This is a genomic window from Conexibacter woesei Iso977N (assembly GCF_000424625.1).
In the GTDB taxonomy this organism is placed as follows: Bacteria; Actinomycetota; Thermoleophilia; order Solirubrobacterales; family Solirubrobacteraceae; genus Baekduia; species Baekduia woesei_A.
Window position 1 is genome coordinate 365,119 of record NZ_AUKG01000002.1, and the last position, 22,382, is coordinate 387,500.

Consider the following 22,382-nt stretch of genomic DNA (forward strand, 5'->3'; position numbering starts at 1 on the left):
CACGATATTGCGCCCAACGAGCAGGGCCTTGCCGGTTCGGCCATTGACTTTCCTGGGCGGGCAGGCGTACCTTGAGCAGCAAGACGCGGGACCGGATCCGCGGACCACAAGAGCGACGGCCGCCCGAGTGCGAGGCCACGCCACCAGCCGTTCACCGCCAGCCCTCCGGGGCGCGAGAGCGAGCAGGTTCTCGAAGTCCTGGGCCGGTCCCGCGTCTCCTTTTTGCGTGCATGAAGCCGCGCGGCGCGGGGGACGTTGACGGGCATGCTCCCTCTCCGCTCTGCCGTCTTGACCATGTCGATGGCCGCGTGCGCGGTGGCGCCCGCCGTCGCCTCCGCCGACGGGCTGTCGTCGTCGACCAAGCCCGAGGACGCGATCGCGCAGGCGAAGACCGCGCTCGGCAAGGTCTCCAACCTCGCGCTGTCCGGGACCGAGACCGACAAGGACGGGTCGTCGGTGAAGCTCTCGGGCGTGGTCAGCGCGGCCGGTCCGGCCGACGTCGTCCTCTCGTCGGGCGGGCGCACGGCGCACATCGTCGCCCTGCCCAAGGCCGTCTACATCAAGGCCAACCAGGCCTACTGGAAGGCGAACCTCCCCAAGAAGGAGGCGTCGCTGGCGTCCAGGCTCGCGAACAGGTGGATCAAGGAGGCCGCGAAGCAGGGCGCCGACGCGACGTCGCTGTTCAGCGACTCGTCGCCGAAGAAGGCCGCGTCGTGCCTGGACTCGCACGTGGGCACGTTGACCAACAAGGGTGAGAAGACCGTCGCGGGCGGCAAGGTGATCGTGATCGCCGACGCCGGCGACAAGCCGGGCACCGCGCCGGGCGAGATCTGGCTGGACGAGAAGACCGGGCTGCCGGTGCGCCAGACCCAGACCGGGCCGGCGAAGGCGGGTGGGTCGAAGGACGCGGCGTGCGACGACGACTGGCCGTCGAAGACGAAGACGTCCTCGTACACGCTGAGCAAGTTCGGCAAGGCGCCGAAGGTCGTCGCGCCCAAGCACGCGGTGACGCCGAAGCAGGCGGTCGGGTCGGGCGGCGGCGACGGTGGCTCCACGCCGGTGTAGCGTCGCGGGGGTGGAGGGGGTCCAGGAGGTCACGACCGAGCGGTTGGTGTTGCGAGGCTGGCGAGCGAGCGACCACGAGGCGCTCGCCGCCATCAACGCCGATGCCGAGGTGATGCGCTGGATCGGGTCCGGGCGGGTGCTGGGGCGCGGGTTCAGCGATGACTTGATCGCGCGGTTCGAGGGCGAGTGGCGCGAGCACGGGTTCGGGCTGTGGGCGGTGTCGTGGCGGGACGACCCGGAGCGCGAGTTGCTGGGGTTCTGCGGGCTGACGCTGCCGGCGTTCCTGCCGGAGACGCTGCCGGCGGCGGAGATCGGGTGGCGCCTGGCGCGCGCCGCGTGGGGTCGCGGGGTCGCGACCGAGGCGGCGCGGGCCGCGCTGGCGTTCGGGTGGGAGCGCGGGCTGCGCGAGGTCGTCGCGGTCGTCGCGCCCGAGAACACGCGCTCGCTGCGGGTCGTCGAGAAGCTCGCCATGACGCCTCGTCCCGATCGCTACCTCGCCAGCGCACGGAGGCGCGTGAACGTGTTCGGCGTGCTTGCGCCCGAGCGGTAGACTTGTAGGTGATTCACCCAGGGGGACGACAGGCTTCGACGTGGCTGATTTCGTCTGGGTGGTCGCGAGCCGAGGTCCCGGAGGCCTCGTAAAAAACCGGGAAAACCATACGTGCGGACTCTCACGAGTACGCCCTCGCTGCTTAGTCTCTGACTAGGTGATCGAGGTTCCGCCCTTGGCCTGCTGGCCGCCAAGGCTTCGGAATCAGACATGTCAGCTCACCCCCGGCGGTCCGCCTCCGCCAAAGGGGGGACATCTTCAGGAGGCTGGCCCACTGCAACCCCGTCGGCAAGGCGATCAGTGGGCGAGATCAGAGTGCCGACTACGCTCGTAGAAGCCACTCATACGCGGTTGCGGACGTGGGTTCAATTCCCACCGTCTCCACCTTGTAGGCGAAGGCCCCGGACCCTCTCGGTCCGGGGCCTTCGTCGTTCAGGCGGTGCTGCTCGGGTGGTCCTGCACGTAGCGCACGAGGCCGGCGACGTCGGGCGGCATCGCGCCCTCGACGTAGCTGCTCTGGACCGGCGGGCCGTCGTCGGGTTCGACGGTGACGGTGTAGCCGAGCTGTGCCGGGAACCTGCGCTCAGGCTCCGGCGCGGGCGCCCTGACGGCCGCGTCTGCGCGCGCCGTCAGGGCGGCGGCGTCGCCCTCGGAGAGGTCCGCGGAGTCCAGCGCCGTGCTCATCGGCACCCCGAGCGGCCCTCCCGTCTGCGTCACCGAGACCTTCACGACAACACTTCTACCGCCTTCCACGCGTCCTCGACAACCCCGCGCACCGTGCCGCCGGGGAACAGCTCGTCGGCGGCCTCCAGCGTGGCCTCCGCGGCGTCCCTGAACTGCGCGTCGCTCCTGAGGTGCCTGGTCAGCGCCTGGTACCAGATCTTGCCGGCCTGGTCCCAGGAGTTGCCGCCGAGCCTGGTGGCCGCCAGCGCGAACGCGTGGTTCGGGATGCCCGAGTTGATGTGCACCCCGCCGTTGTCGCCCTGCTCGGTCTCGGGCAGCTGCCTGTAGTTGGACATCGTGCCCGGCTGCGGGTCGCCCCTGAACGCGCTGCCCGGATCGAGCATCGAGCGCAGCGCCCTGGCCGCCGGGTTGACGAGCAGGCCCTCTCCGATCAGCCAGTCCGCGTCGGCGGCCGACTGCCTGTTGACGCGCTGCTTGATCATCGAGCCGAAGCAGTCCGACATGCTCTCGTTCAGCGCGCCGGACTGCGACCTGTACTCCAGCCTCGCGGTGTGCTCGGTCACCCCGTGCGTCAGCTCGTGGCCGATGACGTCGACCCTCGAGGTCAGTGAGCCGGGCCTGAAGAACCTCCCGCCCTCGCCGTAGACCATCTGGGTCCCGATCCACGCCGCGTTGGCCCACGAGCTGCCGTCCTGGTCGGACACGTGGACGCTGGAGATCACGTCCATCCCGTGGTCGTCGATGCCGTTGCGGCCGAGGACCGAGGAGTAGAAGTCGAGCGTGTCCCTGGCCCCGTCGAAGGCCTGGTTGGCCTCGGTGTCAGAGACCGCCGGGTCGTTGGTGGACCGCAGCAGCGTCCCGGGCAGCGCGAAGGACGTGAACGGCAGGCCGTGCGCGTCGTAGACCTTGATCGCCGAGCCGTCGGCGGGCAGGAGCCCGAGCGCCTGGGTGTCGATCGCCGGGTCGGCGATCAGCAGGGCCGTGACGACGCGCTTCTGGCGCACGAGCGCGAGCGACGCACGCGTCTGCGCGGCGGCGGCCGCGTCGTCCGCATCGCCGGTCTCCTCGAGCCAGTCCAGGATGTAGGGCGGCAGGATGCACTGCAGGCCATGACGGTGGCCCGCGTGGTGGTGGCAGAGCGGTGACAACTGGTGCTCCCTCCGTGTAGCTGAGCAGTTGTGCGCAGTCAACACCGTTCTGCCGGGCGTAGGGGAATTTCCTGTTACCGCCTTGCGCTACGCGCCGTTGCCAGGACCGGCCGACGTCGCCGTGACGGTCGAGATCCCACAGCTCGGCGTAGTGGGTGGGTGGGTACACCGGAAGCGTGAAGTGGCCGCGACTCCGGACGCATCCAGACCCCGAGACGTCGGTCCCCGTGCCGGCGAGGGTGCGGTGGCTCTGGACCGCTGTCTTCGAGGCGGCGCTGATCATCATCATGTTGATGAGCAGCGCGACGTGGCCGGTCCGGGGCGTCGTGATCGTGGTGGGGACGGGGGTGCTCGCGTCGATGAACGCGTCGTGGCGCGCGTACGGCATGCCGCGCGACGGGGCGCCGTAGGGCGCGCGCGTTACGGCAGGACCGGGCGCGCGAACGCGCCCCACACGAGCATCTCGTACTCGTCGCGATCCGCGTGGTGCTCGTAATCGAGATGCACGCCGCTGCTGCCGTCGGCGCTGACGAGCAGGAGGTCCGACCCGACGCCGCCCGGGCCGACGTCGCCGGGAGGCGGCCCGAGGTGACGCGGGAGCTGCGACAGGACCGTCGCCGTCTCCACCTCGAACGCGACCGCGGTCCTCGCGACGGGCTTGTGCTCGCGGTCCCACCACATCCAGACGAGCTGCGCGCGGTCCGGCGTGGCGCTGCCGAGGCGACGTGTGGTCTCGAGCATCTCGTCGCGGAGCCGGACGCCCCACACGCGTCGCCAGACGAGGTGGAACCGCTCCTGTTCCAGGTACGCCGCGCGTGCGGCGTCGACGGCGCTGCGCGGCAGGGCCTGATCCGCCGAGACGGTCGTGCCGAGCAGCTCGGACAACTGCCGCGCGGCCCCCGCGATCGCCTCGCGGTAGAAGCGGTCCGCCAGCCGTTCCCGCAGCGCTTCCTGTCGTGCCTCTCGCTGGTCCATCGACCGCAGGCGCGCCCGGCGCGCTAGCGCCTGCGGAACGTGTCCGGCTGGACGCGCAGGGCGTTGAGGGTCATCGCGAGCATCGTGTAGTGGCCGGTGAGCATCGGCAGCTCGATCAGCTGGCGCTCGGTGAGACCGACACCTACAAGTCGGTCCCAGGCGGCGTCGGCCAGGCCGTGGCGGGCGACCAGCTCGTCGACGGCGGTGATCAGCGCGCGTTGGCGGCCGGAGAACGCGGAGGTCGGTGGGTCGGCGATCGAGAGCGCGGCGATCTGGTCGCGGGACAGGCCTGCGCGCGCCCCGATGCGGACGTGGTGGTCGCGCTCGTAGGGTGCGTCGCAGAGGTGGGCGACGCGGAGGATGACCAGCTCGGCGTCGGCGCGGGGCAGCGCGCCGCCGGGCATGAGGCGGCCGGCGAACCTGAGCCAGGGGCGGAAGAGGCGGCGGTGGCGGCCGAGGGTCGTGAAGAGGTTGGGCGGACCGACGGTCCCGCCGCCGAGGCCGATGACGCGGGCGATCGCGTAGTTGAGGCGACCGTTGGAGGCGCTCGTCCCGGGCGGGATGCGCGGCGTGCCGCTCATCGGGACACCGCCCGCTCGAGCTGCTTGACCGTGACGCTGTGGCCGACGCGCAGCAGCGCGTCCTGCAGCGGTGGCGCGATGCGTCCCAACCCGTACAACAACCGGATGTCGAGCGACGTGTGGACCAAGGCCTTGTTCTTGACCACGCCGTCGGCGATGCAGCGCGCGACGTGCTCGGCCGACTTGGCGTGCTTCTGGAAGCGCGCGGTGAAGGACGACAACTTCGCGCGGTCGATGCCGGCGATGTCCACCGTGTCGACCAGCCCGGTGTCGACCCCGCCCGGGCAGACGAGCGTCACGCCGATCCGGTGGCGGCGCAGGTCGTGCCGCAGCACCTCGCTGACCCCGCGCAGCCCGTACTTCGCCGCGCTGTAGGGCGCGTGCCACGGCAGCGGGATCAGGGCCGCGGCCGACGCGACGTTCACGACCTGCCCGGGCCGCCGCGCCGCGATCAGCGGCGGGACGAACGCCTCGATGACGTGGATCGGACCCATCAGGTCGACGTCCACGGTCCGGCGCCACTGCTCGTGGGTCAGCCGGTCCACGCGACCCCAGGTCGCGATCCCGGCGACGTTCATGATGATGTCGACCGGCTCCGGGACGTCCTCGGCGAACGCCCTCACCGCGTCGGCATCGGCGATGTCGAACGCTTGGGCGAACACGACCGCGTCGCCCAGCTCGGCGACGACCGCGTCGAGCGCCTCATCGTTGACGTCGGTCAGGACGACCCGTCCGCCACGCTGCACGACGAGCCGCGCCGTCGCCCGTCCGATCCCGCTCGCCGCGCCCGTGACGAGGCTGACGCGCCCGTCCAGCGCAGGAACCGGCGGCTTCGAGAAACGCATCCGGCATCTATAGCGGGAACGCCTCGCGCCCCGCGGCAGTCCACACGCCTCGAGCCGCCCGGCCGGCCATCCTTCTGGCCCGCCGACCGGGCGGCTCGTTCACGGCGTGGGGTGGGTCAGGCCTGCTGGGGCTCCAGCTCGGTCGCCGCGACCGCGGTGGCGGGCACGGGGATCGAGGGGGACGAAGCCTTGAGGATCTGGGTCGTCCCGCGGTGGCGGGGCGAGATGTCGTGGATGTAGCCGGCGACGATGCCGCGCTTGACGCGCCGAGGGCGCGCCATCGGGCTGGTTGAGGAGAGGGACTGGGGTCGGGAGGGAGCGGTCATGGGGGGAGCCTCCTTGGTTCGATCTGTCTCGAACAGCTTAGCAGAGGTCGGTTGCACGTGCAACAATTGCGTCTCTGCACAGTCCGGGCACGCCGCCGCCCGCCGACGTAGGCTTTGGCCATGGGTCTGCTCGAACCCCTCTGGATCTCCGAAGCCGCCTGGCAGGCCCTGCGCGACCAGGTGATCGTGCCCGAGCTGACCGCCGGCGGCGAGCAGGACGTCCGCGAGCTGCTCGAGACCTGGAACGCTCCGCAACGCGAAGCGGACCGCGTCGGCGTCTTCATCGACGGCGCCCACGCCCGGACCCTCGCGCGCCTGCTCGACGCCCACCCGGCGCTGGCCGCCGAGCTGCTCGGCTAGCGGCCCAGGACCGCCATCGCGGCGTTGCGGCCGGGGATCCCGGAGACGCCGCCGCCGCGGCGCGCGGCCGCGCCGCAGAGCAGGACGCGCGGATGCTCGGTCTCGACGCCCCAGGTGCCGACCTCCGCGTCGGACTCCGCGAACGGCCACGACAGGTCGCGGTGGAAGATGTTGCCGCCGGGCAGGCCGAGCTCGGCTTCGAGGTCGAGCGGTGTCCGGACCTCCAGGCACGGCGTCCCGTCGGGCGTGCGCAAGATGATGTCCTCGATCGGCTCGGCGAGGATCGTGTTGACCGAGCGCAGCGTCGCTTCGAGGGCCGCCGCGCGGGCGGCGTCGTGATCGTCGCGGAACAGGCGCGCGGGCATGTGGAGGCCGAAGAGCGTCAGCGTCTGCGCGCCGGAGGCCTGCAGCTCCGGGCCCAAGATGGTGGGGTCGGTCAACGAGTGGCAGTAGGTCTCGCAGGGCGGGAGCGTGGGGATCTGCCCGGAGGCCGCCTCCTCGAACGCCCGCTGCAGCTGCGATGCGGTCTCGTTGATGTGGAACGTCCCGGAGAAGGCGCGCACGGGGTCGACCGCCTCGTCGCGCAGGCGCGGCAACCGCGAGAGCAACACGTTCACCTTGAGTTGCGCGCCCTCGGGGTGCTCGCCGTCCGGAACGTCGAAGGGACCCGCGTTGAGGAGGACGTGGCCGCCGGAGGCGGTGTGCTCGGCGCCCGACGCGTCGCGCCAGGTGACCTCGCCGGAGTCGCGGTCGACATGGACGACGTCCGACTCCGTGCGCAGCTCCGCACCCGCGGAGCGCGCGGCGTGCGCTAACGCGCCCGACACCGCGCCCATCCCGCCAACCGGGACGTCCCAGTCGCCGGTCCCGCCGCCGATCACGTGGTACAGGAAGCAGCGGTTCTGCTTCAACGCCGCGTCGTCGGCCGACGCGAACGTCCCGATCAGCCCGTCGGTCAGGACGACGCCGGAGACCAGGTCATCGTCGAACGACGACCGGAGCGTCTCGCCCAGCGGCGTCTCGAAGCAGAGCTGCCACGCGTCGTCGTCGCCGACCAGCTCGCGCAACGCGTCGCGCGAGCGCAGCGGCTCCAGCAGCGTCGGGAAGACCCGCTCGGCGACCCGCGCCGTCAACCCGTACAACGCGTCCCACGCGGCCAGGGCGGAGGACCCGCCGCTCACGCGCGCAAACGACGCGGCCGTCGCCTCCGGGTCCAGCCGGTCCACCAGCAGCCCGCGCCGCCCGCCGTCCCGAGGGTCCGGCGTGTACGACGACACCCGCCGCCGGACCAGGTCCACCGACAACCCCAAGTCCTCCATGATGCTCCGCGGCATCAAGGACACCAGGTACGCGTACCGCGACAACCGCGCGTCGACCCCCGGGAACGCGACCTCCGACACCGCCGCGCCGCCCAGCTCGTCGCGCCGCTCCAGCAGCAGCACCGACCGCCCCGCGCGCGCCAGGTAGGCCGCCGCGACCAGCCCGTTGTGCCCGCCGCCCACGATCACCGCGTCATACGAAGAACCCATCGCCCCGCAGTCTCACACGACGCGCCCGCTAGCGTGATGACCGTGAGCAGCGAGCGACCCCAGCCCTCACCGGTCGAGCGTCGCGTTGCCCGCAGCCTCGACGGCGAGAACCGGCACGGCCGCGCGATCCCGACCGAGGAGCTGCAACGCGAGCGGACGGTCGAGAACTACCTCCGGGGCGCGCTCATGCCGCGCTGGATGGAGCGCCTGAAGGACATCGAGAGCGGCACGCGCCAGCATCGCCGCGCGCTCGCCGCCGACCACGCCTACCTCAGAGAGCAGCACGCGGACGACCCCGAGACGTTCGCGCGCGTGTGGCGCGAGCGGGTCGAGCGGCGCTCGTTCGACGACGTCAACGACCTCGTCCAGGACCACAACGAGTGGTTCCCGGTCGAGCGCCAGCTGCCGATGGACCCGCGCACCGGTGAGTACCAGAAGGTCGCGGGCCGCCCGTACACGCGCGACCCGCTGACCGTCGAGTGGGCGCTGGCGCTGTTCCCGCCGACGCTCGACGGCGACGACGGCGACGACGACGCGCCGGAGAAGGACTAGGCCTTCACCGCGTCGCACGCCGCCGCGGCGCGCGGGGCGAAGCGCGCGAACACGCGCGCCAGGACCGCGGCCTCCTCGGCGCTCAGGTGCGACAGGAACCGCTCGCGCACCGCGACGGCATGCGCCGCCTCAGCTTCCGCGACAACTTCACGGCCCTCGTCCGTCAGCGACGCCTCGACCGCGCGCGAGTCGGTCGAGCACTTGCGCCGCTGCACGAGCCCGCGCCGCTCCAGCGCGTCCATGTGCCGCGAGACCCGCGACAGAGACAGCCCGGTCTCGCGCGCGAGCACGCTCAACCGCGGCCACTCCGGCGCCGCGGCGGCCAACCGCCCCAACAGCTCCAGCGTCGACAGGCCCAGCCCGTGCGCCGCGTCCAGCTCGGCGTCCAGGGCGCGCGTGATCTGCTTGTGCGCCTCGAGCAGCCCGATCCAGGCGTCGGCCTCGTGCTGGGTCCAGCCGGCCTCGGTCACGACAGCGTCTCCGCCACCCAGCGGACGGCCGCCGGGATGTGATGGGGGTCGATGTGGTGCGCCGCGTCGGACTCGTGGTACTCGACGTCGATGCCGCCGGCCTCCAGCAACGCCTGCGCGTCGCGGCCGAACTGCACGTCCATGATCTGGTCGTTCCGCCCATGGGCGACGAACGCCCGCATCCCGCTCGCGGCGCGACCGGCGACGTCCGGCGTCCAGCCGTCGACCGTCGGGACGAACCCCGAGAACACCAACAACCCGGCGGGCGCCGGCCGCGCGGGGTCCAGGCCCAAGGCGTAGGACATGACCGACCCCTGCGAGAAGCCGCCGAAGACCGTCTGCTCCGGCCCGAGGCCCGTGCGCTCCCACAACATGTCGTGGAACTCCGCCAGCCGCGCCGACGACGCCCGGAACGTGTCCGGGTCCGGGTGGCCGACCCGCGGCACCACGTACCAGTGCTTGCCCGGCCAGCCCTCGATCGTCAGCGGTGCGCCTGGCGTGACGACGTGCAGCCGCCGCTCCGGATCCAGCACGTCGGCCAGCCCGAGCAGGTCGTGTTCGTCGGCGCCACGGCCGTGGTGCAGGACCAGCAGCCCCGCCGCCTCCGCGGCGGCGGGACGCTCCTGGTAGATCAACGAGGACTTGGTGGTCATGCCGACACCTCCGACGTCTCACGCGCGGCCGCGCGCGGGTTGACGATCGGCTGCAGCGAGCGCTCCAGCTGGGCGCGCAGGTGCTCGTGCTGCCTGGGCAGCCGCAGCTCCTCGCCCAACCGCTCGGCGTCCTCGTCGGCCGCGAAGCCCGGGGACATCGTGGCGATCTCGAACAGCACGCCGCGCGGCTCGCGGAAGTAGATGGCGTTGAAGTAGTCGCGGTCCTTGACGTCGGTGATGTAGCCGTCGGCCTCGCGCACGCGCGCCTGCCACTTCAGGTGGTCGTCGTCCTGCGACGCCCACGCGATGTGGTGGACCGTGCCCGCGCCCGACCGCGGCGCCCAGGCCGGCGCCTCGTCGTAGGCCCAGTGGAAGTGGCGCTCGTCGCCCTGGACGCGGTACTCGCCGCCGCCCTGGTGCTCGAAGCCGAGGACCTCGGTCAGGACCTGCTCCTCGACGCCGTGGAACATCGAGTAGGCGCGCGCGCCCTCCAGGCCGGTGATCGCGTGCTCGGCCGGGACCTCGTGGTGGGCGGCCTGCAGCGGCGGGTTGCCGTCGTCGGCGACGACGAGCTCGAGCTGCAGCCCGTCCGGGTCGGAGACCTTGAGCGAGCGCTCGGAGACGCGCGTGGGGTTGGCGCCCTTGGCGGCGAGGCGCTGCTGCCAGAAGTCGAGCGACGCGTCGCTCGGCACGCCGAGCTGCAGCGTGTGGATCATCCCGAGGCCCGCGCGGCCCGGGGCGGCGCCGGCGAACTCGAACCACGTGAGGATCGAGCCGGGCGCGCCGGTCTCGTCGCCGAAGTACAGGTGGTAGGCGCTCGGGTCGTCGAAGTTGACGGTCTTCTTGACGAGCCGCAGGCCGAGGACGTCGGCGTAGAACGCCACGTTGGACTGGGCGTCGCCCGTGATCATCGTGATGTGGTGGAGGCCCTCGAGTCGCATCGTCGTCGCTGCTTTCAAGTCGGGGAGAGGAGTTGTTGCTCCCGCAACTATAGCAGGTTCTTGCGCCCGCAACGATGCGACCCGAGGCCGCCTGGAACTACGCGCCTACGGCAGGAAGTAGAACGGGTTCGGGAGCTTGAACGCCGTGTCCTCGTGGCCGCCGGCGAGGTCGCTGTACTGGTCGCCCACCGAGGCGACGATCCGGTAGCCCTGGCTCTCGATCTGCTGGCGCGCGCCCGTCTTGTAGTTGACGGTCGTGCCGGTGAAGCCCGCGGGCTTCAGGAACAGCTGCTTGTAGTCGGCGTAGCCCTCGCGCCTGAGGTTGTCGTCTGTCACCGCGCGCTGGGCCTCCGGGCGGCCGGTCACGAAGAACGGCGTGATGCCCTTGGACTTGGCCAGGTTGTAGAGGTCGAGCGTCGGCCTGATCGCGGTGCCGATCTCGTCGGTCGCCTCGGCCTGCGACTTGGGGCCGTAGACGAAGCCGTCGGCGACGATCGCGGAGTAGTTGGACAGGGCGGTCTCGTCGATGTCGAAGACGATCGCGAGCCTCTTGTTCCACCACTGGCCGTTGCCGTGGCTCGGCTTGTTGGGCCCGTGGTGCGCGGCGCGCGCGACCGTGCGCGCCTTCGACGCCTTCCGGGCCGTCGCGGCCTTCCAGGTCTTCCAGTCGTTGTTGAGGTACCTGGCGGCGACCCCGTCGACCTGGCCGAGCTCGGTGTCGTAGACGCCGGTGTCGTGGTAGGCGGTCAGGACGGCCGTGAGGTCGCCCGCGTTGTAGGACCTGGCCGAGCCGAGGTAGGGCAGTCCGGCACCACCGTCGGACAGCTCGATCAGCGGCGTCGCGCCGATCTTGGTCAGGACCACCGTGGGTGCCGGGATGGCGTTGGGGTCGTCTTGGGCTGAGGCGACCGGGACGGCGACGGCGGACAGGACCAGGGCCGCCGCGGCCAGGACAAGAGCGAGAAGTCGGTTCATAGCGGTCTCCATGTCCCCATCTGGTCCGCACCCCGACGGCGCACTGTCCGCACCATGACGCTCCACAGCGGCCAAGAGCTCTCAAGGCTGCCTGCACATCACCGAACTCTGGGGATGTGCGTTCCCCACGTTCCCTCGCCACGAAGCTCGTCCTGACCGTCGGGCCGATCGTCCTGATCGGCATCGCCGCGCTCACCTGGATCGCCGTCACCCGTGCCGGCGACGCCCAGCGCAAGTCGGTCCAGGAGGGCCTGCGCGACCTCTCGGCGCGCCAGGCCAACGCGATCGACGCCCAGAGCGCGGCGCGCGCCGAGGTCGCGCGCTCGCTGGCCGCGAACTTCAAGACCGTCAAGTCGGGCGACCGCCCGCTCGTCACCCAGCTCGTCAAGGGCGTCGCGCTGGAGCACCCGGAGCTCAACGGCGTCTACGCGCTGTTCGCCCACGACGAGTACGGCCCGGACGCGCCCTACGCGGGCCAGTCCACCAAGTCCGGGATGTTCACCCCGTACTTCTACCGCGACAAGGGCAAGCTCGTGTACGCGCCGGGCGACAACGGGATCTACGGGGAGGACTACTGGGAGGTGCCGCGGCGCACGAAGCGCGACGCGGTCATCGAGCCCTACGTCGACCCGTCGATCCACGTGCTGATGACGTCCTACGTCACGCCGATCCTGGCCGCCGACGGGACGTTCCGCGGCATCGGCGGCGTCGACGTCGCGCTGAACGACGTGCAGGCCGAGGTCGCCAGGCTGAAGGTGCTGGAGCACGGCTACTCGTTCCTGGTCACCGGCAAGGGCGCCTACCTCGCCGCGCCGAACAGGAAGCTCGTCGGGAAGTCGACGCTCGCGAAGTTGAAGCGGTCGGACCTGGCGGCGATGCGCGCGTCGATCGCGCGCGGTGGGTCGGGCCAGCTCACGGTCAAGGACCCGTTCAAGAGCGAGAAGGCGATCGTGTCGTGGGCGCCGGTCGCCACCGGCGGCTGGTCGCTGGTGACGGTCGCGCCGGAGTCCGAGGCGATGGCGCCGGTCCGGTCGCTGCGCAACAAGCTGCTGATCACGGGCGCGATCGTGTTGTTGTTGGTCTTGGGTGGCCTGGCGCTCGTCGCCACGCGCCTGGTCGCGCCGCTGCGGGTCTTCGTCGGCCGGATGCGCTCGGTCGCCGAGCGCGACGCGCCGGCGCTGGCGTCGGGCATGGGCGCGATCGCGTCCGGCGACCTGACCGTGCGCGTCGAGGCCGAGACCGAGCCGGTCGCGGTCCGCGGCCGCGACGAGGTGGCGCGGGCCAGCGAGGCGCTGAACGGCGTCGTCGAGGCGACGCACGCGTCGGCCGAGGCCTATGAGAACACGCGGGGCGCGCTGCGCGACCTGCTCGGCCAGGTCGCCGAGCGCGCCGGCGAGGTCCGGGCGTCGACCGAGATGATGGCGTCGACGTCGCAGGAGGCCGGCAGCGCGGTCGGCGAGATCGCGCGGGCGATGGGCGACGTCGCCGGCGGCGCGGAGCGCCAGGCGCAGATGGTCGCCTCGGCGTCCGAGCGCACCGAGCGCGTCGGCACGGCGATCCGGGCCAGCGCGGAGAGCGCGCAGCGCACCGCCGAGGCCGCGGAGCGCGCGCGGGCGGTGGCGTCCGACGGCGCAACGCGGGCCGACGAGGCGGGCGCGGCGATGCGCGGGGTCCGTGCGTCGACCGAGTCGGTGTCGGAGGCGATCGCCGCGTTGTCGCAGCGCTCGGAGCGGATCGGCGGGATCGTCGAGGCGATCACCTCGATCGCCGAGCAGACCAACCTGTTGGCCTTGAACGCGGCGATCGAGGCCGCGCGCGCCGGCGAGCAGGGCCGCGGGTTCGCCGTCGTGGCGGACGAGGTCCGCAAGCTGGCCGAGGAGTCGCAGGAGGCCGCCGCGTCGATCGGCGAGCTGATCGGCGAGATCCGGGCCGAGACCGAGCGCGCGGTGGCGACGGTGGCCGACGGCGCCGAGCGCACCGATGCGACGGCCGTGGTCGTCGAGGGTGCGCAGGAGGCCTTCGCGGCGATCGCCGCGGCGGTGGCCGACGTGACCGAGCGGGCCGACGAGATCGCCTCGGCGGCGGCCGCGGTCGCGGCGGAGACCGAGGAGGTCCAGCGCGAGGTGTCGGAGATGGCGGCGGTCGCGGAGCAGTCGAGCGCCGCGTCGCAGCAGGTGTCGGCCTCGGCCGAGGAGACGACGGCGTCGACCGTCGAGATCGCGGGCGCGGCCGAGGGCCTGGCGCGCGCGGCGGCGGGGCTGGACGAGTTGGTCCAGCAGTTCGGGCGCGCGTAGGGTCGCGCGCCCGAACCCCGGGTTCTTCTAGTTGATCCCCGCGGCCTTGCAGGCGGCCGCGAACTTGTTGATGCAGATCTCCTTGGACGTCAGGAAGTCGTCCGCGATGATCGTGTCCTTGATGTTGTCCTTGGTCACCGCCGTGGGGGCGAGGAGGACGGACGGGACCTGGCCGGCGCCGTTGTCGGTCTTGGCGTTGACGAGGCCCGCGGGCGGCTGCTTGCCCTGGGCGAGCGCGACGGCGATCTCGGCCGACGCCTCGGCCTGCTTCTTGATGCGCAGGTAGATCGTCATGTACTGGTCGCCGACGAGGATCCGCTGGATCGCGGCGACCTCGGAGTCCTGGCCGGTGGTGGGCAGCGACTTGGGGTCGATCCCGCCGCCCTTCATCGCCGCGATGGCGCCGGAGGCCATGCCGTCGTTGGCGCTGTAGACGCCGACGATCCTGTCCTTCCCGAGGGCGGTGATCGCCTGCTCCATCTCGCGCTCGGCCTTGTCGGGCGACCAGTCCTGCGTGTCGTACTCCTTGCCGATCCTGACCTGGGCGTGGTCGAGGACGGAGTGCGCGCCCCTCTTGTAGTCCCCGGAGGAGGGGTCGGTGGGTGAGCCGTTGAGCATCACGATGGACTTGCCCCTGCCGGCGGCGCCGATCTTGTCGATCAGGGTCTGCGCCTGCAGCTCGCCGACCTTCACGTTGTTGAAGGACACGTAGTAGGCGATGGGGGCGCCGGTGATCAGGCGGTCGTAGGCGATGACGGGGATGCCGGCCGCCTTGGCGCGGTTGACGGTGGCGACGGCGGCCTTGGCGTCGACCGCGTCGAGGACCAGGACCTTGGCGCCCTTGGTGATCGCCGCCTCGGCCTGCTGCTGCTGGCGGACGGGGTCCTGGTTGGCGTTGGCGTAGTCGATCTTGCACGCGGGGCAGAGCGCCTGGACCTTGGCGACGAACGTCGGGCGGTCGTGGAGCTCGTAGCGCGTGGTCTTGGTCTCCGGCAGCAGCAGGGCGATCGTGCCGCCCTTGGTGTTGTCGGTGGTCTTGGTCGCGTTGGTGGTGTTGTTGCCTGAGGCCTTGTCGTCGCTGCTGCCGCAGGCGGCGAGCGCTGTCGTGGCGGACAGGCAGACGAGCGCGGTGAGCGCCCATCGGGGGGTCGGGATCATCGTGCAGCTCCTCCTCGGGAGATGATCATGTTGGTGTGGTCGATCGCCAGGGCGATCGCACCGCGCAGCGCAGCGTCATGGACGAAGCGGGCGGGGACGACGGGTGGGGGGAAGGGGACGGCTTGTTGTAGACGTCGGTGTAGGGCGGGAAGGATGAGGTCCTGGTGGTGCATGAGGCCGCCGCCGACGGCGATGCGCGTGGGGTCGATCGCGATCGCGAGGTTGGCGACATGGAGGGAGAGCTCGTCGAGGGCGTCGGCGACCAGCGCTTGCGCGTCCGCGTCGCCGCGCCTCGCGCGGTCGAAGACGTCCGCCGCGCTGGAGCCTCCGCGCTCGCCGATCGCCCGGCCGCCGGCGTGCTCCTCGAGCGCGTGCGGCTCCGCGGGGGAACGCAGGTTGTAGCCGAACTCGCCCGCCGCGCCGTGCGCGCCGGTGAGGATCGTGTCGCCGACGACGATCCCGGCGGCGAGGCCGGTGCCCAAGTTGATGAAGATGCCGGGGTCGGCGTCGACCAGCGCGCCCCAGGTGGCCTCGGCGCGGGTGGCGGCCTTGACGTCGGTCTGGGTGACGACGTCCACCCCGAGCCCCTCGCGCAGCCTGCCGGGCAGGGCAAGCTCCTCCCAGCCCGGGACGTTGGGGGCGAGCAGGATCCGGTCCTCCTGGACGATCCCGGGCGACGTCGCGCCGGCCGCGCGCAGCGCGCCGCCGAGTTGCGCGGCGGTCGTCTCGGCCAGGGCGTGCGCGGCGTCGACCGCGCGCTGCACCGCCTGTTCGGCGCCGGCCGCGGCGTCGGTGTCGAGGCGCCGCGACAGGACGATCTCGCCGTCGAGCGTGGCGGTCGCCACGTCGAGCTTGGTGCCGCCGAAGTCGATGGCCAGTACGAAGTCCGTCATCAAGAGAAAAGAAACCTACTTTCCTAATTGGCTCGGAGTCAAGGCGGATAGGCTGGCGGGCCGATGGCGGCCGACGAGCAGATGCGACCTGGGCGTCCGCGGTTGCTGCGGGCGATCAACGAGCGCGCGGTGCTGGAGCGGCTGCGGGCCGGGGGTGCCGCGTCGCGGACGGAGCTGGCGGCGGCGACCGGCGTCTCGAAGCCGACCGTCGGGCAGGCGCTGGCGAACCTCGAGCGCGCCGGGCTGGTCCGGCCGGCCGGGCAGCGGGTGGGGGAGCGCGGGCGCAGTGCGTTGTTGTACGAGTTGGATCCGACGGCGGCGTACGTCGCGGGCGTGGACGTCGGGCGGTCGTGGGTCCGGGTGGCGGTCGCCGACCTGACGGGCGCGATCGTCGGGCGGCGCGACGAGCGCAACCGGGCGCGCAGCGCGGGCGCGCTGGTGGAGCGCGTCCGGTCGCTTGCGCACGATGTTGTAGGAGAAGCTGGCATCGCGTGGGGCGACGTCGTGCACACCGTCGTCGGCTCGCCGGGCGTGCTGGACCCGGAGACCGGCCGCCTGCGCTACGCGCCGAACCTGCCGGGCTGGGGCCGCGCCGGACTGGTCGACGAGCTGCGCGCCGCGCTGACCGCGTCGCTGTCGATCGACAACGACACCAACTTGGCCGCCCTCGGCGAGCGCGCGTACGGGCTGGGGCGCGAGACGCCGGACTTCGTGTACCTGTCGGTCGGGACCGGCGTCGGCATGGGCATCGTGGTCGGCGGCGAGCTGCACCGCGGGGCGCGCGGGGCCGCCGGCGAGGTCGGCTTCCTGCCGCTGGCCGGTGGCGGGCTCGGCCGGTCCGGATCGGCCTCCCGCGGCGGCGCGCTGGAGGAGGCGGCAGCCGCATCGGGCCTCGTCCGCACGGCGCGCGACCTCGGCATGACCGGCACGGTCACCGCCGAGCGCATCTTCTCCCTGGCCGCGGCCGGCGACGCGCTGGCCCTCGAAGCGGTGAGGCACGAGGCCACCCGCCTCGCCGTCGTCGTGGCCGCCGTCGCCGCGATCATCGACCCCAACCTGGTCATCCTCGGCGGGGGCATCGGCGCCAACGCCAACCTCCTCCTGCCACACCTCGAAGCCGCCGTCGAGAGCCTCACCCCCCTCCGCCCGCCCATCGCTCTCTCAACCCTGGGCACCGACGCCATCCTCCTCGGCGCCCTCTCGACCGCCCTCACCACCGCCCACGACCTCGTCTTCACCGAACGCGCCGGCGACGGCCGCTGACCGCCAAGGTCGTCAGGCGGCCGGCTCGAGCTCGGTGGCGAGGCGGCGGAGGAGGGGGTCCAGCTCCGGGTTCTCGTCGGGGGACCAGTCGGCGATGAGGGTGCGGAGGCCGTCGGTGCGGGCGGCGACGAGGTCGGTGCGGATGGTCTGACCCTCGGGGGTGAGGTGGGTGGGTGGGTTGGCCGTGACGAGGCCTTGGGCCTGGAGGTCGGCGAGGGCCTCGTCGAACCTGGACGGGTTCACGAGCGGGAGCTTGCGGTAGAGCGTGATGTCGTCGGGCGCGTCGGGTGCGCCGCCGCGCAGGAGCAGCCAGGCGGCGCTCGGCGACAGGTCGATCCCGGCCCTGCGCGTCGTGTCCTGCAGGAACTCGAGCGTGCGCTCGCGGCCGACCAGCCGCGTCAGCCCGCGGGTGATCTCGCGCAGGGAATCGGTGTCGACCGGCGCGCCGAAGGACTCGCCGATGTCGCTCGCCGACGACTCGACGGTCTGGCGCAGCGGCTTCTGCTGGATGAACCACGCCAGGATGAACGCGACGACCATCACGCACGTCGCGACGACGAAGACCGAGTGCAGCGCGTCGGTGAACGACGCGATGTAGGCGTCGTGCAGCGGCGCGGGCAGCCGCTCGATCTGCGCCGGGTTGACCCCGCCCTCGGTGCCCTTCGACGCGCCGGTCGGGATCTTCTCGCTCAACTCCGAGCTCAGCCGCCCGGAGAAGATCGCGCCGAGCACCGCGGTCCCCAGCGAGCCGCCGATCGACCGGAACAGCGTCGCGCCGGACGTTGCGACGCCGAGCTGGTCGTAGGACACCGCGTTCTGCGTGGCCAGCACGAGCACCTGCATGACCATGCCGAGGCCGAGCCCGAGGACCAGCATGTGCAGCGCGGCGACGCCGCTGGCGGTCGTCTCGTCCAAGGACGACAACAACCACAGCCCCAGCGCGGCCACCGCCGTGCCGAGGATCGGGAAGACCTTGTACTTGCCGGTCCGCGTGATGATCTGCCCGGACGCGATCGAGGACACCAACAACCCGCCCATGACCGGGATCAGCTGCAGGCCCGACGCCGTCGGCGACAGGCCGCGGACGACCTGCTGGAACAGCGGCAGGTACGTCAGCGCGCCGAACAGCGCGAAGCCGACGACCAGGCCGACCGCGCTGCACACGACGAACACGCGATTCCTGAACAGCGAGGGGGGCAGGATCGGCTCGGAGGCGCGCCGCTCGACCTGGGTCAGCGCGAGGAGCGCCAGGACGCCGACGATCCCCATCCCGACGATCTCCGGCGACCCCCAGTCGTAGGTGTTGCCGCCGAGCGTCGTCGCGAGGATGATCGCGCTCAGCCCGACCGCGAGCAGCAGCGTCCCGCCGTAGTCGATCTGGTGCCTGCGGCGCTCCGTGACGCTCGGCAGGGTCCGCGCGAGCACGAAGAACGCCGCGATGCCGACCGGCAGGTTCACGTAGAAGATCGACCGCCACGAGATGTTCGTCGTCAGGAAGCCGCCGAGCAGCGGCCCGGCGACGCTCGACACCCCGAACACCGCGCCGAACAGCCCGCTGTACCTGCCGCGCTCGCTCGGCGGGACGACGTCGCCGATCGCCGCCTGCGCGCTGACCATCAGCCCGCCGCCGCCCAGGCCCTGGATCGCCCGGAACGCGATCAGCTCGGTCATGCCCTGCGCCAGCCCGCACAGCGCGCTGCCGATCAGGAACAGGACCAGCGCCGCCTGCAGGACGACCTTGCGGCCGAACAAGTCCCCCAACTTGCCGTACAGCGGCGTCACGACGGTGACCGCCAGCAGGTAGGCGGTCACGACCCACGACAGGTGCTCCAGCCCGCCGAGGTCGCCGACGATCGTCGGCAGCGCGGTCGAGACGATCGTCTGATCCAGCGACGCCAGCAGCATCACGAGCATCAGCCCGCCCATGACCACCCAGATGTGCGGCCTGGACTCCTCGGCAGGCGGTGGCGGCGTGGCGGCGGTGGTGGTCGCGGCGGCGGACATCCCCCGCTTCTACCCCCACGCGCCCGCCAGGGCAATCACTCCCGAGGGTGAATCGGACGTCCGTACCTTGCAGGTACGCCTCTGTACCTCTAAGGTACGCAGCCCGTGACGGACCTGTCCCTCGTCGCATCGCACCCGGAGGTCGGCACCGGCCTCGCCGCCCGCGGCTCCCAGCGCGCGCGGCTCGTCGAGGGCATGATCCAGGCCGTCGCCGAGAAGGGCTACGCCAACGCGACGGTCGCCGACGCGGTCCGCGCCGCGCGGGTCTCCCGCGGGACCTTCTACGCGCAGTTCGCCTCCAAGGAGGAGTGCTTCCTCGAGGCCTACAAGTACGGGATCGACGTGATGGTCGACCGGATCCGCACCGCGATCCGCGCCACCGCGCCCGAGGCCAACTGGCAGGAGCGCCTGCGCACCGGCATCCGCGCCTACCTCGAGACGCTCTCCGGCGAGCCGCGCTTCGCGCGCACGCACCTGTTCGAGGTCCACCTCGCGGGCCCGCGCGCGGGCGCGGCGCGCGACGCGGCGCTGCGGGCGTTCGCCGACCGCTACCGCAGCTCGTTCCGCGCCGCGCTCGAGGAGCGCCCGGAGCTGCGCATGCCTTCCGACGACGCGCTGTTCATCCTCAGCGCCGGCGTCGACCAGCTGATCTGCGCGCGCGTGCGCGCCGGGGCGCTCGACACGCTCCCCGATCTGACCGACGAGCTCACGCTCACGGCGGTCGCCTTCCTGGAGGGCGCCGCAGCAATCACACCAACAACCGAGAGAGGAGCGTCCTAGTCCCATGGACCTCACCTTCTCCGACGCCGAGGCGCAGTTCCGCGACGAGCTGCGCGCCTGGTTCGAGAGCAACGACCCCGGCGAGATGCCCGAGGGCGACGACGCCGGCTACGCCTGGCGCCGCGACTGGCAGAAGCGCCTGGCCGCCGACCGCTACGCCGCCGTCCACTGGCCCGAGCAGTACGGCGGCCGCGGCGCGACGATCACGCAGTCGGCGATCTTCTTCGAGGAGCTCGGCCGCGCACGCCGCCCGCTGCCCGCCAACGTGCTCGGCATCCTGCTGGCCGGCCCGACGATCATGACGTTCGGGACCGACGAGCAGAAGGACCGCTACCTCGCCCCGATCCTCACCGGCGATGAGATCTGGTGCCAGGGCTTCAGCGAGCCCGACGCCGGCTCCGACCTCGCCTCTCTGAAGACCAAAGCGGTCAAGGACGGCGACGAGTGGGTGATCACCGGCCAGAAGGTCTGGACCTCCGGCGCCCAGTACAGCAAGTGGTGCATGTTGGTCGCCCGGACCGACTTCGACGCCCCCAAGCACAAGGGGTTGACCTACTTCCTGATGGACATGGAGCAGCCCGGCGTCCAGGTGCGCCCGCTGGTCCAGATCACCGGCGAGCCCGAGTTCAACGAGCTGTTCATCGAGGGCGCGCGGATCCCGGACGAGAACGTCCTGGGCGGCGTCGGCAACGGCTGGCGCGTCGCGCTGACCACGCTGATGAACGAGCGCTCCGGCCTCGCGTTCTTCCTGCAGGTGCGTCTGCGCCAGCTGCTCGACGAGCTGATCGAGGAGGCCGCCGCGCGCGGGCTCCTGGACGATCCGATCGTCGCCGACAGGTTGGGGTACCTGCACACGAAGGCCGAGATCCTGCGGCTCACGGCCTACCGCGGCCTGACCACGATCGAGAAGTACGGCACCCCCGGCCCCGAGGGCTCGCTGACCAAGTGGATGTGGTCGGAGACCAACCAGGAGCTGGTGCAGTTCGCGGCCGACCTGCTCGGCCCGGAGGCGCTGATCTCCGGCGAGAAGTGGGCCTACGAGCTGCTGCGCGCCCGCGGCAACACGATCGAGGGCGGCACGACCGAGATCCTCAAGAACATCGTCGCGGAGCGCGTGCTCGGGCTGCCGCGGCTGAAGGCGGTGACGGCATGAACTTCGACTTCTCCGAAGACCAGCACGAGATCAAGCGCACCGCGCGCGACCTGCTCGGGCAGCGCTCGACGCTCGCCAAGGTGCGCGAGGCGGCCGAGGGCAAGTCCTATGACGACGCGCTCTGGAAGGAGCTCGTCGAGCTGGGCTGGCCGGGCATCGCGGTCTCCGAGGAGCACGGCGGCCAGGGTCTCGGCGCGGTCGAGCTGGCGATCCTCTGCGAGGAGCTGGGCTACGCGCTGGCCGCGTCGCCGTTCCTGGCGACCGTGATGGCGGCCGAGGCGATCGGCGCGGCCGGCACGGCCGAGCAGCAGGCGCGCTGGCTCCCGGGCCTGGCGAGCGGTGAGATCACCGGCGCGCTCGGCGGCGCGAGCCAGCTCGTCAACGACGCCGACGCGGCGGCGGTGATCGTCCTGGTCGGCGACGACGGCGTCGTGCGGCTGCTGCCGCGCGAGCAGGCCGACGTCACGGTCGTGGACTCGATCGACCCGACGCGCCGTGCGGCGCGGGTGGCGGGCGAGGGGGAGACGCTCGGCAACGGCGGCCACGACGGGCTGGACCGCGCGACGGTCGCGGTGTCGGCCGAGCTGGTGGGCGTCGGGCAGCGCGCGCTGGAGATGACGCTGGCCTACGTCAAGGACCGCAGGCAGTTCGACACGCCGGTCGGCGCCTATCAGGCGGTCTCGCACAAGTGCGCGCAGATGCTCAAGGACACCGAGGGCGCGCGCTCGGCGACGTACTACGCGGCGTGGGCGGCGGACGCGGGCGACGACGGTCCGGGCCTGGCCGAGCCGGCCTCGCTGGCCAAGTCGGCGGCGAGCGACGGGATCCGCGACGTGACCGCCAACGCGATCCAGGCCCACGGCGGGATCGGGTTCACGTGGGAGGCCGACGTGCACTGGTTCTACAAGCGCGCGCAGGTCGACGCGGCGCTGCTCGGTGGGTCCGGGCTGCATCGCAGGCGGCTGATCGCGCTGGTGGGCGCGCGCCTCGCGGGGACGGCCGCGTAGGCGAAGCCTGGTCCGACTGGCCAAGAGGTGGTGGGATCCCGCGTCCGGGCGGGTACAATGTTCAGAGGTGCTCGCACGTTCGCGTGCGGTCCCACCCCTCTCAGCGCGATGGTTCGGCCGTGTGCGACGCACACGGAGACGCTCTCTCGCGCGCCCCGAACCCGAACGCATGAAGG

General features: G+C 72.0%; 24 protein-coding genes and 1 other RNA gene. 11 read left to right on the forward strand and 14 right to left on the reverse strand.

Going from position 1 to position 22,382, the window contains the following annotated elements; translation table 11 throughout:
• Nucleotides 1–264 precede the first annotated feature (264 nt).
• The 3 genes from H030_RS0114000 (at nucleotide 265) to ssrA (ending at nucleotide 2,002) form a co-directional block, all read left to right on the forward strand.
• Nucleotides 265–1,065: a hypothetical protein gene (locus tag H030_RS0114000; protein ID WP_155892041.1), complete on the forward strand. Its 801-nt coding sequence runs from the start codon at nucleotides 265–267 to the stop codon at nucleotides 1,063–1,065.
• Nucleotides 1,066–1,075: 10 nt separating this feature from the next.
• The gene (locus tag H030_RS32115) at nucleotides 1,076–1,615 is read left to right on the forward strand and encodes a GNAT family N-acetyltransferase (RefSeq protein WP_035127688.1); all 540 of its coding nucleotides are present in this window, start codon (nucleotides 1,076–1,078) and stop codon (nucleotides 1,613–1,615) included.
• A 21-nt stretch (nucleotides 1,616–1,636) separates the two neighbouring features.
• Nucleotides 1,637–2,002: a transfer-messenger RNA gene (gene ssrA, locus H030_RS38435) on the forward strand.
• Nucleotides 2,003–2,047: 45 nt separating this feature from the next.
• Here the strand turns inward: ssrA and H030_RS32120 are convergent.
• Both H030_RS32120 and H030_RS0114015 read right to left on the reverse strand, forming a co-directional pair.
• A complete protein-coding gene (locus H030_RS32120) occupies nucleotides 2,048–2,344 on the reverse strand; it encodes a protealysin inhibitor emfourin (protein WP_035127691.1) in 297 nt (98 codons plus the stop codon).
• The gene (locus tag H030_RS0114015; protein WP_027006569.1) at nucleotides 2,341–3,447 is read right to left on the reverse strand and encodes a M4 family metallopeptidase; all 1,107 of its coding nucleotides are present in this window, start codon (nucleotides 3,445–3,447) and stop codon (nucleotides 2,341–2,343) included. Before H030_RS0114015 ends, H030_RS32120 begins: the two co-directional genes overlap by 4 nt.
• 227 nt (nucleotides 3,448–3,674) lie before the next feature.
• Between H030_RS0114015 and H030_RS0114020 the strand changes: the two genes are divergently transcribed.
• Nucleotides 3,675–3,857 (forward strand): hypothetical protein, encoded by a 183-nt coding sequence (locus H030_RS0114020; RefSeq protein ID WP_027006570.1) that lies wholly within the window; start codon nucleotides 3,675–3,677, stop codon nucleotides 3,855–3,857.
• A gap of 10 nt (nucleotides 3,858–3,867) precedes the next feature.
• On the opposite strand, the gene H030_RS0114025 is transcribed toward H030_RS0114020, so the two are convergent.
• The 4 genes from H030_RS0114025 to H030_RS39090 form a co-directional block, all read right to left on the reverse strand.
• Entirely contained in the window at nucleotides 3,868–4,422 is a 555-nt protein-coding gene (locus H030_RS0114025) for a hypothetical protein (protein ID WP_027006571.1), read from the reverse strand.
• Nucleotides 4,423–4,445: 23 nt separating this feature from the next.
• The gene (locus tag H030_RS0114030) at nucleotides 4,446–5,003 is read right to left on the reverse strand and encodes a carboxymuconolactone decarboxylase family protein (protein ID WP_027006572.1); all 558 of its coding nucleotides are present in this window, start codon (nucleotides 5,001–5,003) and stop codon (nucleotides 4,446–4,448) included.
• Nucleotides 5,000–5,848 carry an SDR family oxidoreductase gene (locus H030_RS0114035; protein ID WP_051222666.1) on the reverse strand — a complete coding sequence of 283 codons (849 nt, stop codon included), beginning with the start codon at nucleotides 5,846–5,848 and terminating at the stop codon, nucleotides 5,000–5,002. Before H030_RS0114035 ends, H030_RS0114030 begins: the two co-directional genes overlap by 4 nt.
• Before the next feature lie 116 nt (nucleotides 5,849–5,964).
• Entirely contained in the window at nucleotides 5,965–6,129 is a 165-nt protein-coding gene (locus H030_RS39090; protein WP_231398442.1) for a hypothetical protein, read from the reverse strand.
• A gap of 165 nt (nucleotides 6,130–6,294) precedes the next feature.
• Here H030_RS39090 and H030_RS0114045 point away from each other — a divergent pair, with 165 nt between their 5' ends.
• Entirely contained in the window at nucleotides 6,295–6,534 is a 240-nt protein-coding gene (locus H030_RS0114045; protein WP_027006574.1) for a hypothetical protein, read from the forward strand.
• Here H030_RS0114045 and H030_RS0114050 read toward each other — a convergent pair.
• Nucleotides 6,531–8,063, reverse strand: coding sequence for a phytoene desaturase family protein (locus tag H030_RS0114050; protein ID WP_027006575.1), 1,533 nt, complete (start codon nucleotides 8,061–8,063; stop codon nucleotides 6,531–6,533). The genes H030_RS0114045 and H030_RS0114050 overlap by 4 nt on opposite strands.
• Nucleotides 8,064–8,105: 42 nt before the next feature.
• Between H030_RS0114050 and H030_RS0114055 the strand changes: the two genes are divergently transcribed.
• Nucleotides 8,106–8,615 carry a hypothetical protein gene (locus H030_RS0114055; protein ID WP_155892043.1) on the forward strand — a complete coding sequence of 170 codons (510 nt, stop codon included), beginning with the start codon at nucleotides 8,106–8,108 and terminating at the stop codon, nucleotides 8,613–8,615.
• Here the strand turns inward: H030_RS0114055 and H030_RS32125 are convergent.
• From H030_RS32125 to H030_RS32130, 4 genes are all read right to left on the reverse strand, one after another.
• On the reverse strand, nucleotides 8,612–9,085 hold the full coding sequence (locus H030_RS32125; RefSeq protein WP_051222668.1) for a MarR family winged helix-turn-helix transcriptional regulator: 474 nt from the start codon (nucleotides 9,083–9,085) through the stop codon (nucleotides 8,612–8,614). The two genes, H030_RS0114055 and H030_RS32125, sit on opposite strands and share 4 nt — an antisense overlap.
• Complete coding sequence (locus tag H030_RS0114065; RefSeq protein ID WP_027006577.1) at nucleotides 9,082–9,738, reverse strand: alpha/beta hydrolase; 657 nt, start codon at nucleotides 9,736–9,738, stop codon at nucleotides 9,082–9,084. Before H030_RS0114065 ends, H030_RS32125 begins: the two co-directional genes overlap by 4 nt.
• Nucleotides 9,735–10,679, reverse strand: a complete 945-nt coding sequence (locus H030_RS0114070) for a VOC family protein (RefSeq protein WP_027006578.1) — start codon at nucleotides 10,677–10,679, stop codon at nucleotides 9,735–9,737. The genes H030_RS0114065 and H030_RS0114070 overlap by 4 nt, the downstream gene beginning before the upstream one ends.
• Before the next feature lie 105 nt (nucleotides 10,680–10,784).
• Nucleotides 10,785–11,654 (reverse strand): HAD family acid phosphatase, encoded by an 870-nt coding sequence (locus H030_RS32130; RefSeq protein ID WP_051222670.1) that lies wholly within the window; start codon nucleotides 11,652–11,654, stop codon nucleotides 10,785–10,787.
• A 116-nt stretch (nucleotides 11,655–11,770) separates the two neighbouring features.
• Here H030_RS32130 and H030_RS0114080 point away from each other — a divergent pair, with 116 nt between their 5' ends.
• A complete protein-coding gene (locus H030_RS0114080; RefSeq protein ID WP_027006579.1) occupies nucleotides 11,771–13,948 on the forward strand; it encodes a methyl-accepting chemotaxis protein in 2,178 nt (725 codons plus the stop codon).
• A 27-nt stretch (nucleotides 13,949–13,975) separates the two neighbouring features.
• On the opposite strand, the gene H030_RS0114085 is transcribed toward H030_RS0114080, so the two are convergent.
• Together H030_RS0114085 and H030_RS0114090 are read right to left on the reverse strand one after the other, a co-directional pair.
• Entirely contained in the window at nucleotides 13,976–15,106 is a 1,131-nt protein-coding gene (locus tag H030_RS0114085) for a sugar ABC transporter substrate-binding protein (protein WP_027006580.1), read from the reverse strand.
• Nucleotides 15,103–15,999, reverse strand: a complete 897-nt coding sequence (locus tag H030_RS0114090; RefSeq protein ID WP_027006581.1) for an ROK family protein — start codon at nucleotides 15,997–15,999, stop codon at nucleotides 15,103–15,105. The genes H030_RS0114085 and H030_RS0114090 overlap by 4 nt, the downstream gene beginning before the upstream one ends.
• Before the next feature lie 63 nt (nucleotides 16,000–16,062).
• Between H030_RS0114090 and H030_RS0114095 the strand changes: the two genes are divergently transcribed.
• A complete protein-coding gene (locus tag H030_RS0114095; protein ID WP_027006582.1) occupies nucleotides 16,063–17,262 on the forward strand; it encodes an ROK family transcriptional regulator in 1,200 nt (399 codons plus the stop codon).
• Nucleotides 17,263–17,274: 12 nt separating this feature from the next.
• Here the strand turns inward: H030_RS0114095 and H030_RS32135 are convergent, their stop codons facing one another.
• Nucleotides 17,275–19,266, reverse strand: a complete 1,992-nt coding sequence (locus tag H030_RS32135; RefSeq protein ID WP_035127698.1) for an MDR family MFS transporter — start codon at nucleotides 19,264–19,266, stop codon at nucleotides 17,275–17,277.
• Between the two features lie 105 nt (nucleotides 19,267–19,371).
• On the opposite strand from H030_RS32135, the gene H030_RS37090 reads away from it, so the two are divergent.
• From H030_RS37090 to H030_RS40445, 3 genes are read left to right on the forward strand one after another with little or no spacing between them, the layout of a single operon-like run.
• A complete protein-coding gene (locus tag H030_RS37090; protein ID WP_051222672.1) occupies nucleotides 19,372–20,046 on the forward strand; it encodes a TetR/AcrR family transcriptional regulator in 675 nt (224 codons plus the stop codon).
• 4 nt (nucleotides 20,047–20,050) lie between these two features.
• Entirely contained in the window at nucleotides 20,051–21,199 is a 1,149-nt protein-coding gene (locus H030_RS0114110; RefSeq protein ID WP_027006583.1) for an acyl-CoA dehydrogenase family protein, read from the forward strand.
• Nucleotides 21,196–22,206, forward strand: coding sequence for an acyl-CoA dehydrogenase family protein (locus tag H030_RS40445; RefSeq protein ID WP_027006584.1), 1,011 nt, complete (start codon nucleotides 21,196–21,198; stop codon nucleotides 22,204–22,206). Before H030_RS0114110 ends, H030_RS40445 begins: the two co-directional genes overlap by 4 nt.
• Nucleotides 22,207–22,382 lie beyond the last annotated feature (176 nt).

Bases quoted from the DNA above. Each gene is read 5' to 3' on its own strand.
- H030_RS0114030 (WP_027006572.1), bottom strand. From the start codon at position 5,003: ATGAGCGGCACGCCGCGCATCCCGCCCGGGACGAGCGCCTCCAACGGT.
- H030_RS0114045 (WP_027006574.1), top strand. From the start codon at position 6,295: ATGGGTCTGCTCGAACCCCTCTGGATCTCCGAAGCCGCCTGGCAGGCC.
- H030_RS0114050 (WP_027006575.1), bottom strand. From the start codon at position 8,063: ATGGGTTCTTCGTATGACGCGGTGATCGTGGGCGGCGGGCACAACGGG.
- H030_RS0114095 (WP_027006582.1), top strand. From the start codon at position 16,063: ATGGCGGCCGACGAGCAGATGCGACCTGGGCGTCCGCGGTTGCTGCGG.
- H030_RS0114000 (WP_155892041.1), top strand. From the start codon at position 265: ATGCTCCCTCTCCGCTCTGCCGTCTTGACCATGTCGATGGCCGCGTGC.
- H030_RS0114090 (WP_027006581.1), bottom strand. From the start codon at position 15,999: ATGACGGACTTCGTACTGGCCATCGACTTCGGCGGCACCAAGCTCGAC.
- H030_RS40445 (WP_027006584.1), top strand. From the start codon at position 21,196: ATGAACTTCGACTTCTCCGAAGACCAGCACGAGATCAAGCGCACCGCG.
- H030_RS0114070 (WP_027006578.1), bottom strand. From the start codon at position 10,679: ATGCGACTCGAGGGCCTCCACCACATCACGATGATCACGGGCGACGCC.
- H030_RS0114025 (WP_027006571.1), bottom strand. From the start codon at position 4,422: ATGGACCAGCGAGAGGCACGACAGGAAGCGCTGCGGGAACGGCTGGCG.
- H030_RS39090 (WP_231398442.1), bottom strand. From the start codon at position 6,129: ATGGCGCGCCCTCGGCGCGTCAAGCGCGGCATCGTCGCCGGCTACATC.
- H030_RS0114035 (WP_051222666.1), bottom strand. From the start codon at position 5,848: ATGCGTTTCTCGAAGCCGCCGGTTCCTGCGCTGGACGGGCGCGTCAGC.
- H030_RS0114110 (WP_027006583.1), top strand. From the start codon at position 20,051: ATGGACCTCACCTTCTCCGACGCCGAGGCGCAGTTCCGCGACGAGCTG.
- H030_RS0114065 (WP_027006577.1), bottom strand. From the start codon at position 9,738: ATGACCACCAAGTCCTCGTTGATCTACCAGGAGCGTCCCGCCGCCGCG.
- H030_RS32130 (WP_051222670.1), bottom strand. From the start codon at position 11,654: ATGAACCGACTTCTCGCTCTTGTCCTGGCCGCGGCGGCCCTGGTCCTG.
- H030_RS32135 (WP_035127698.1), bottom strand. From the start codon at position 19,266: ATGTCCGCCGCCGCGACCACCACCGCCGCCACGCCGCCACCGCCTGCC.
- H030_RS0114085 (WP_027006580.1), bottom strand. From the start codon at position 15,106: ATGATCCCGACCCCCCGATGGGCGCTCACCGCGCTCGTCTGCCTGTCC.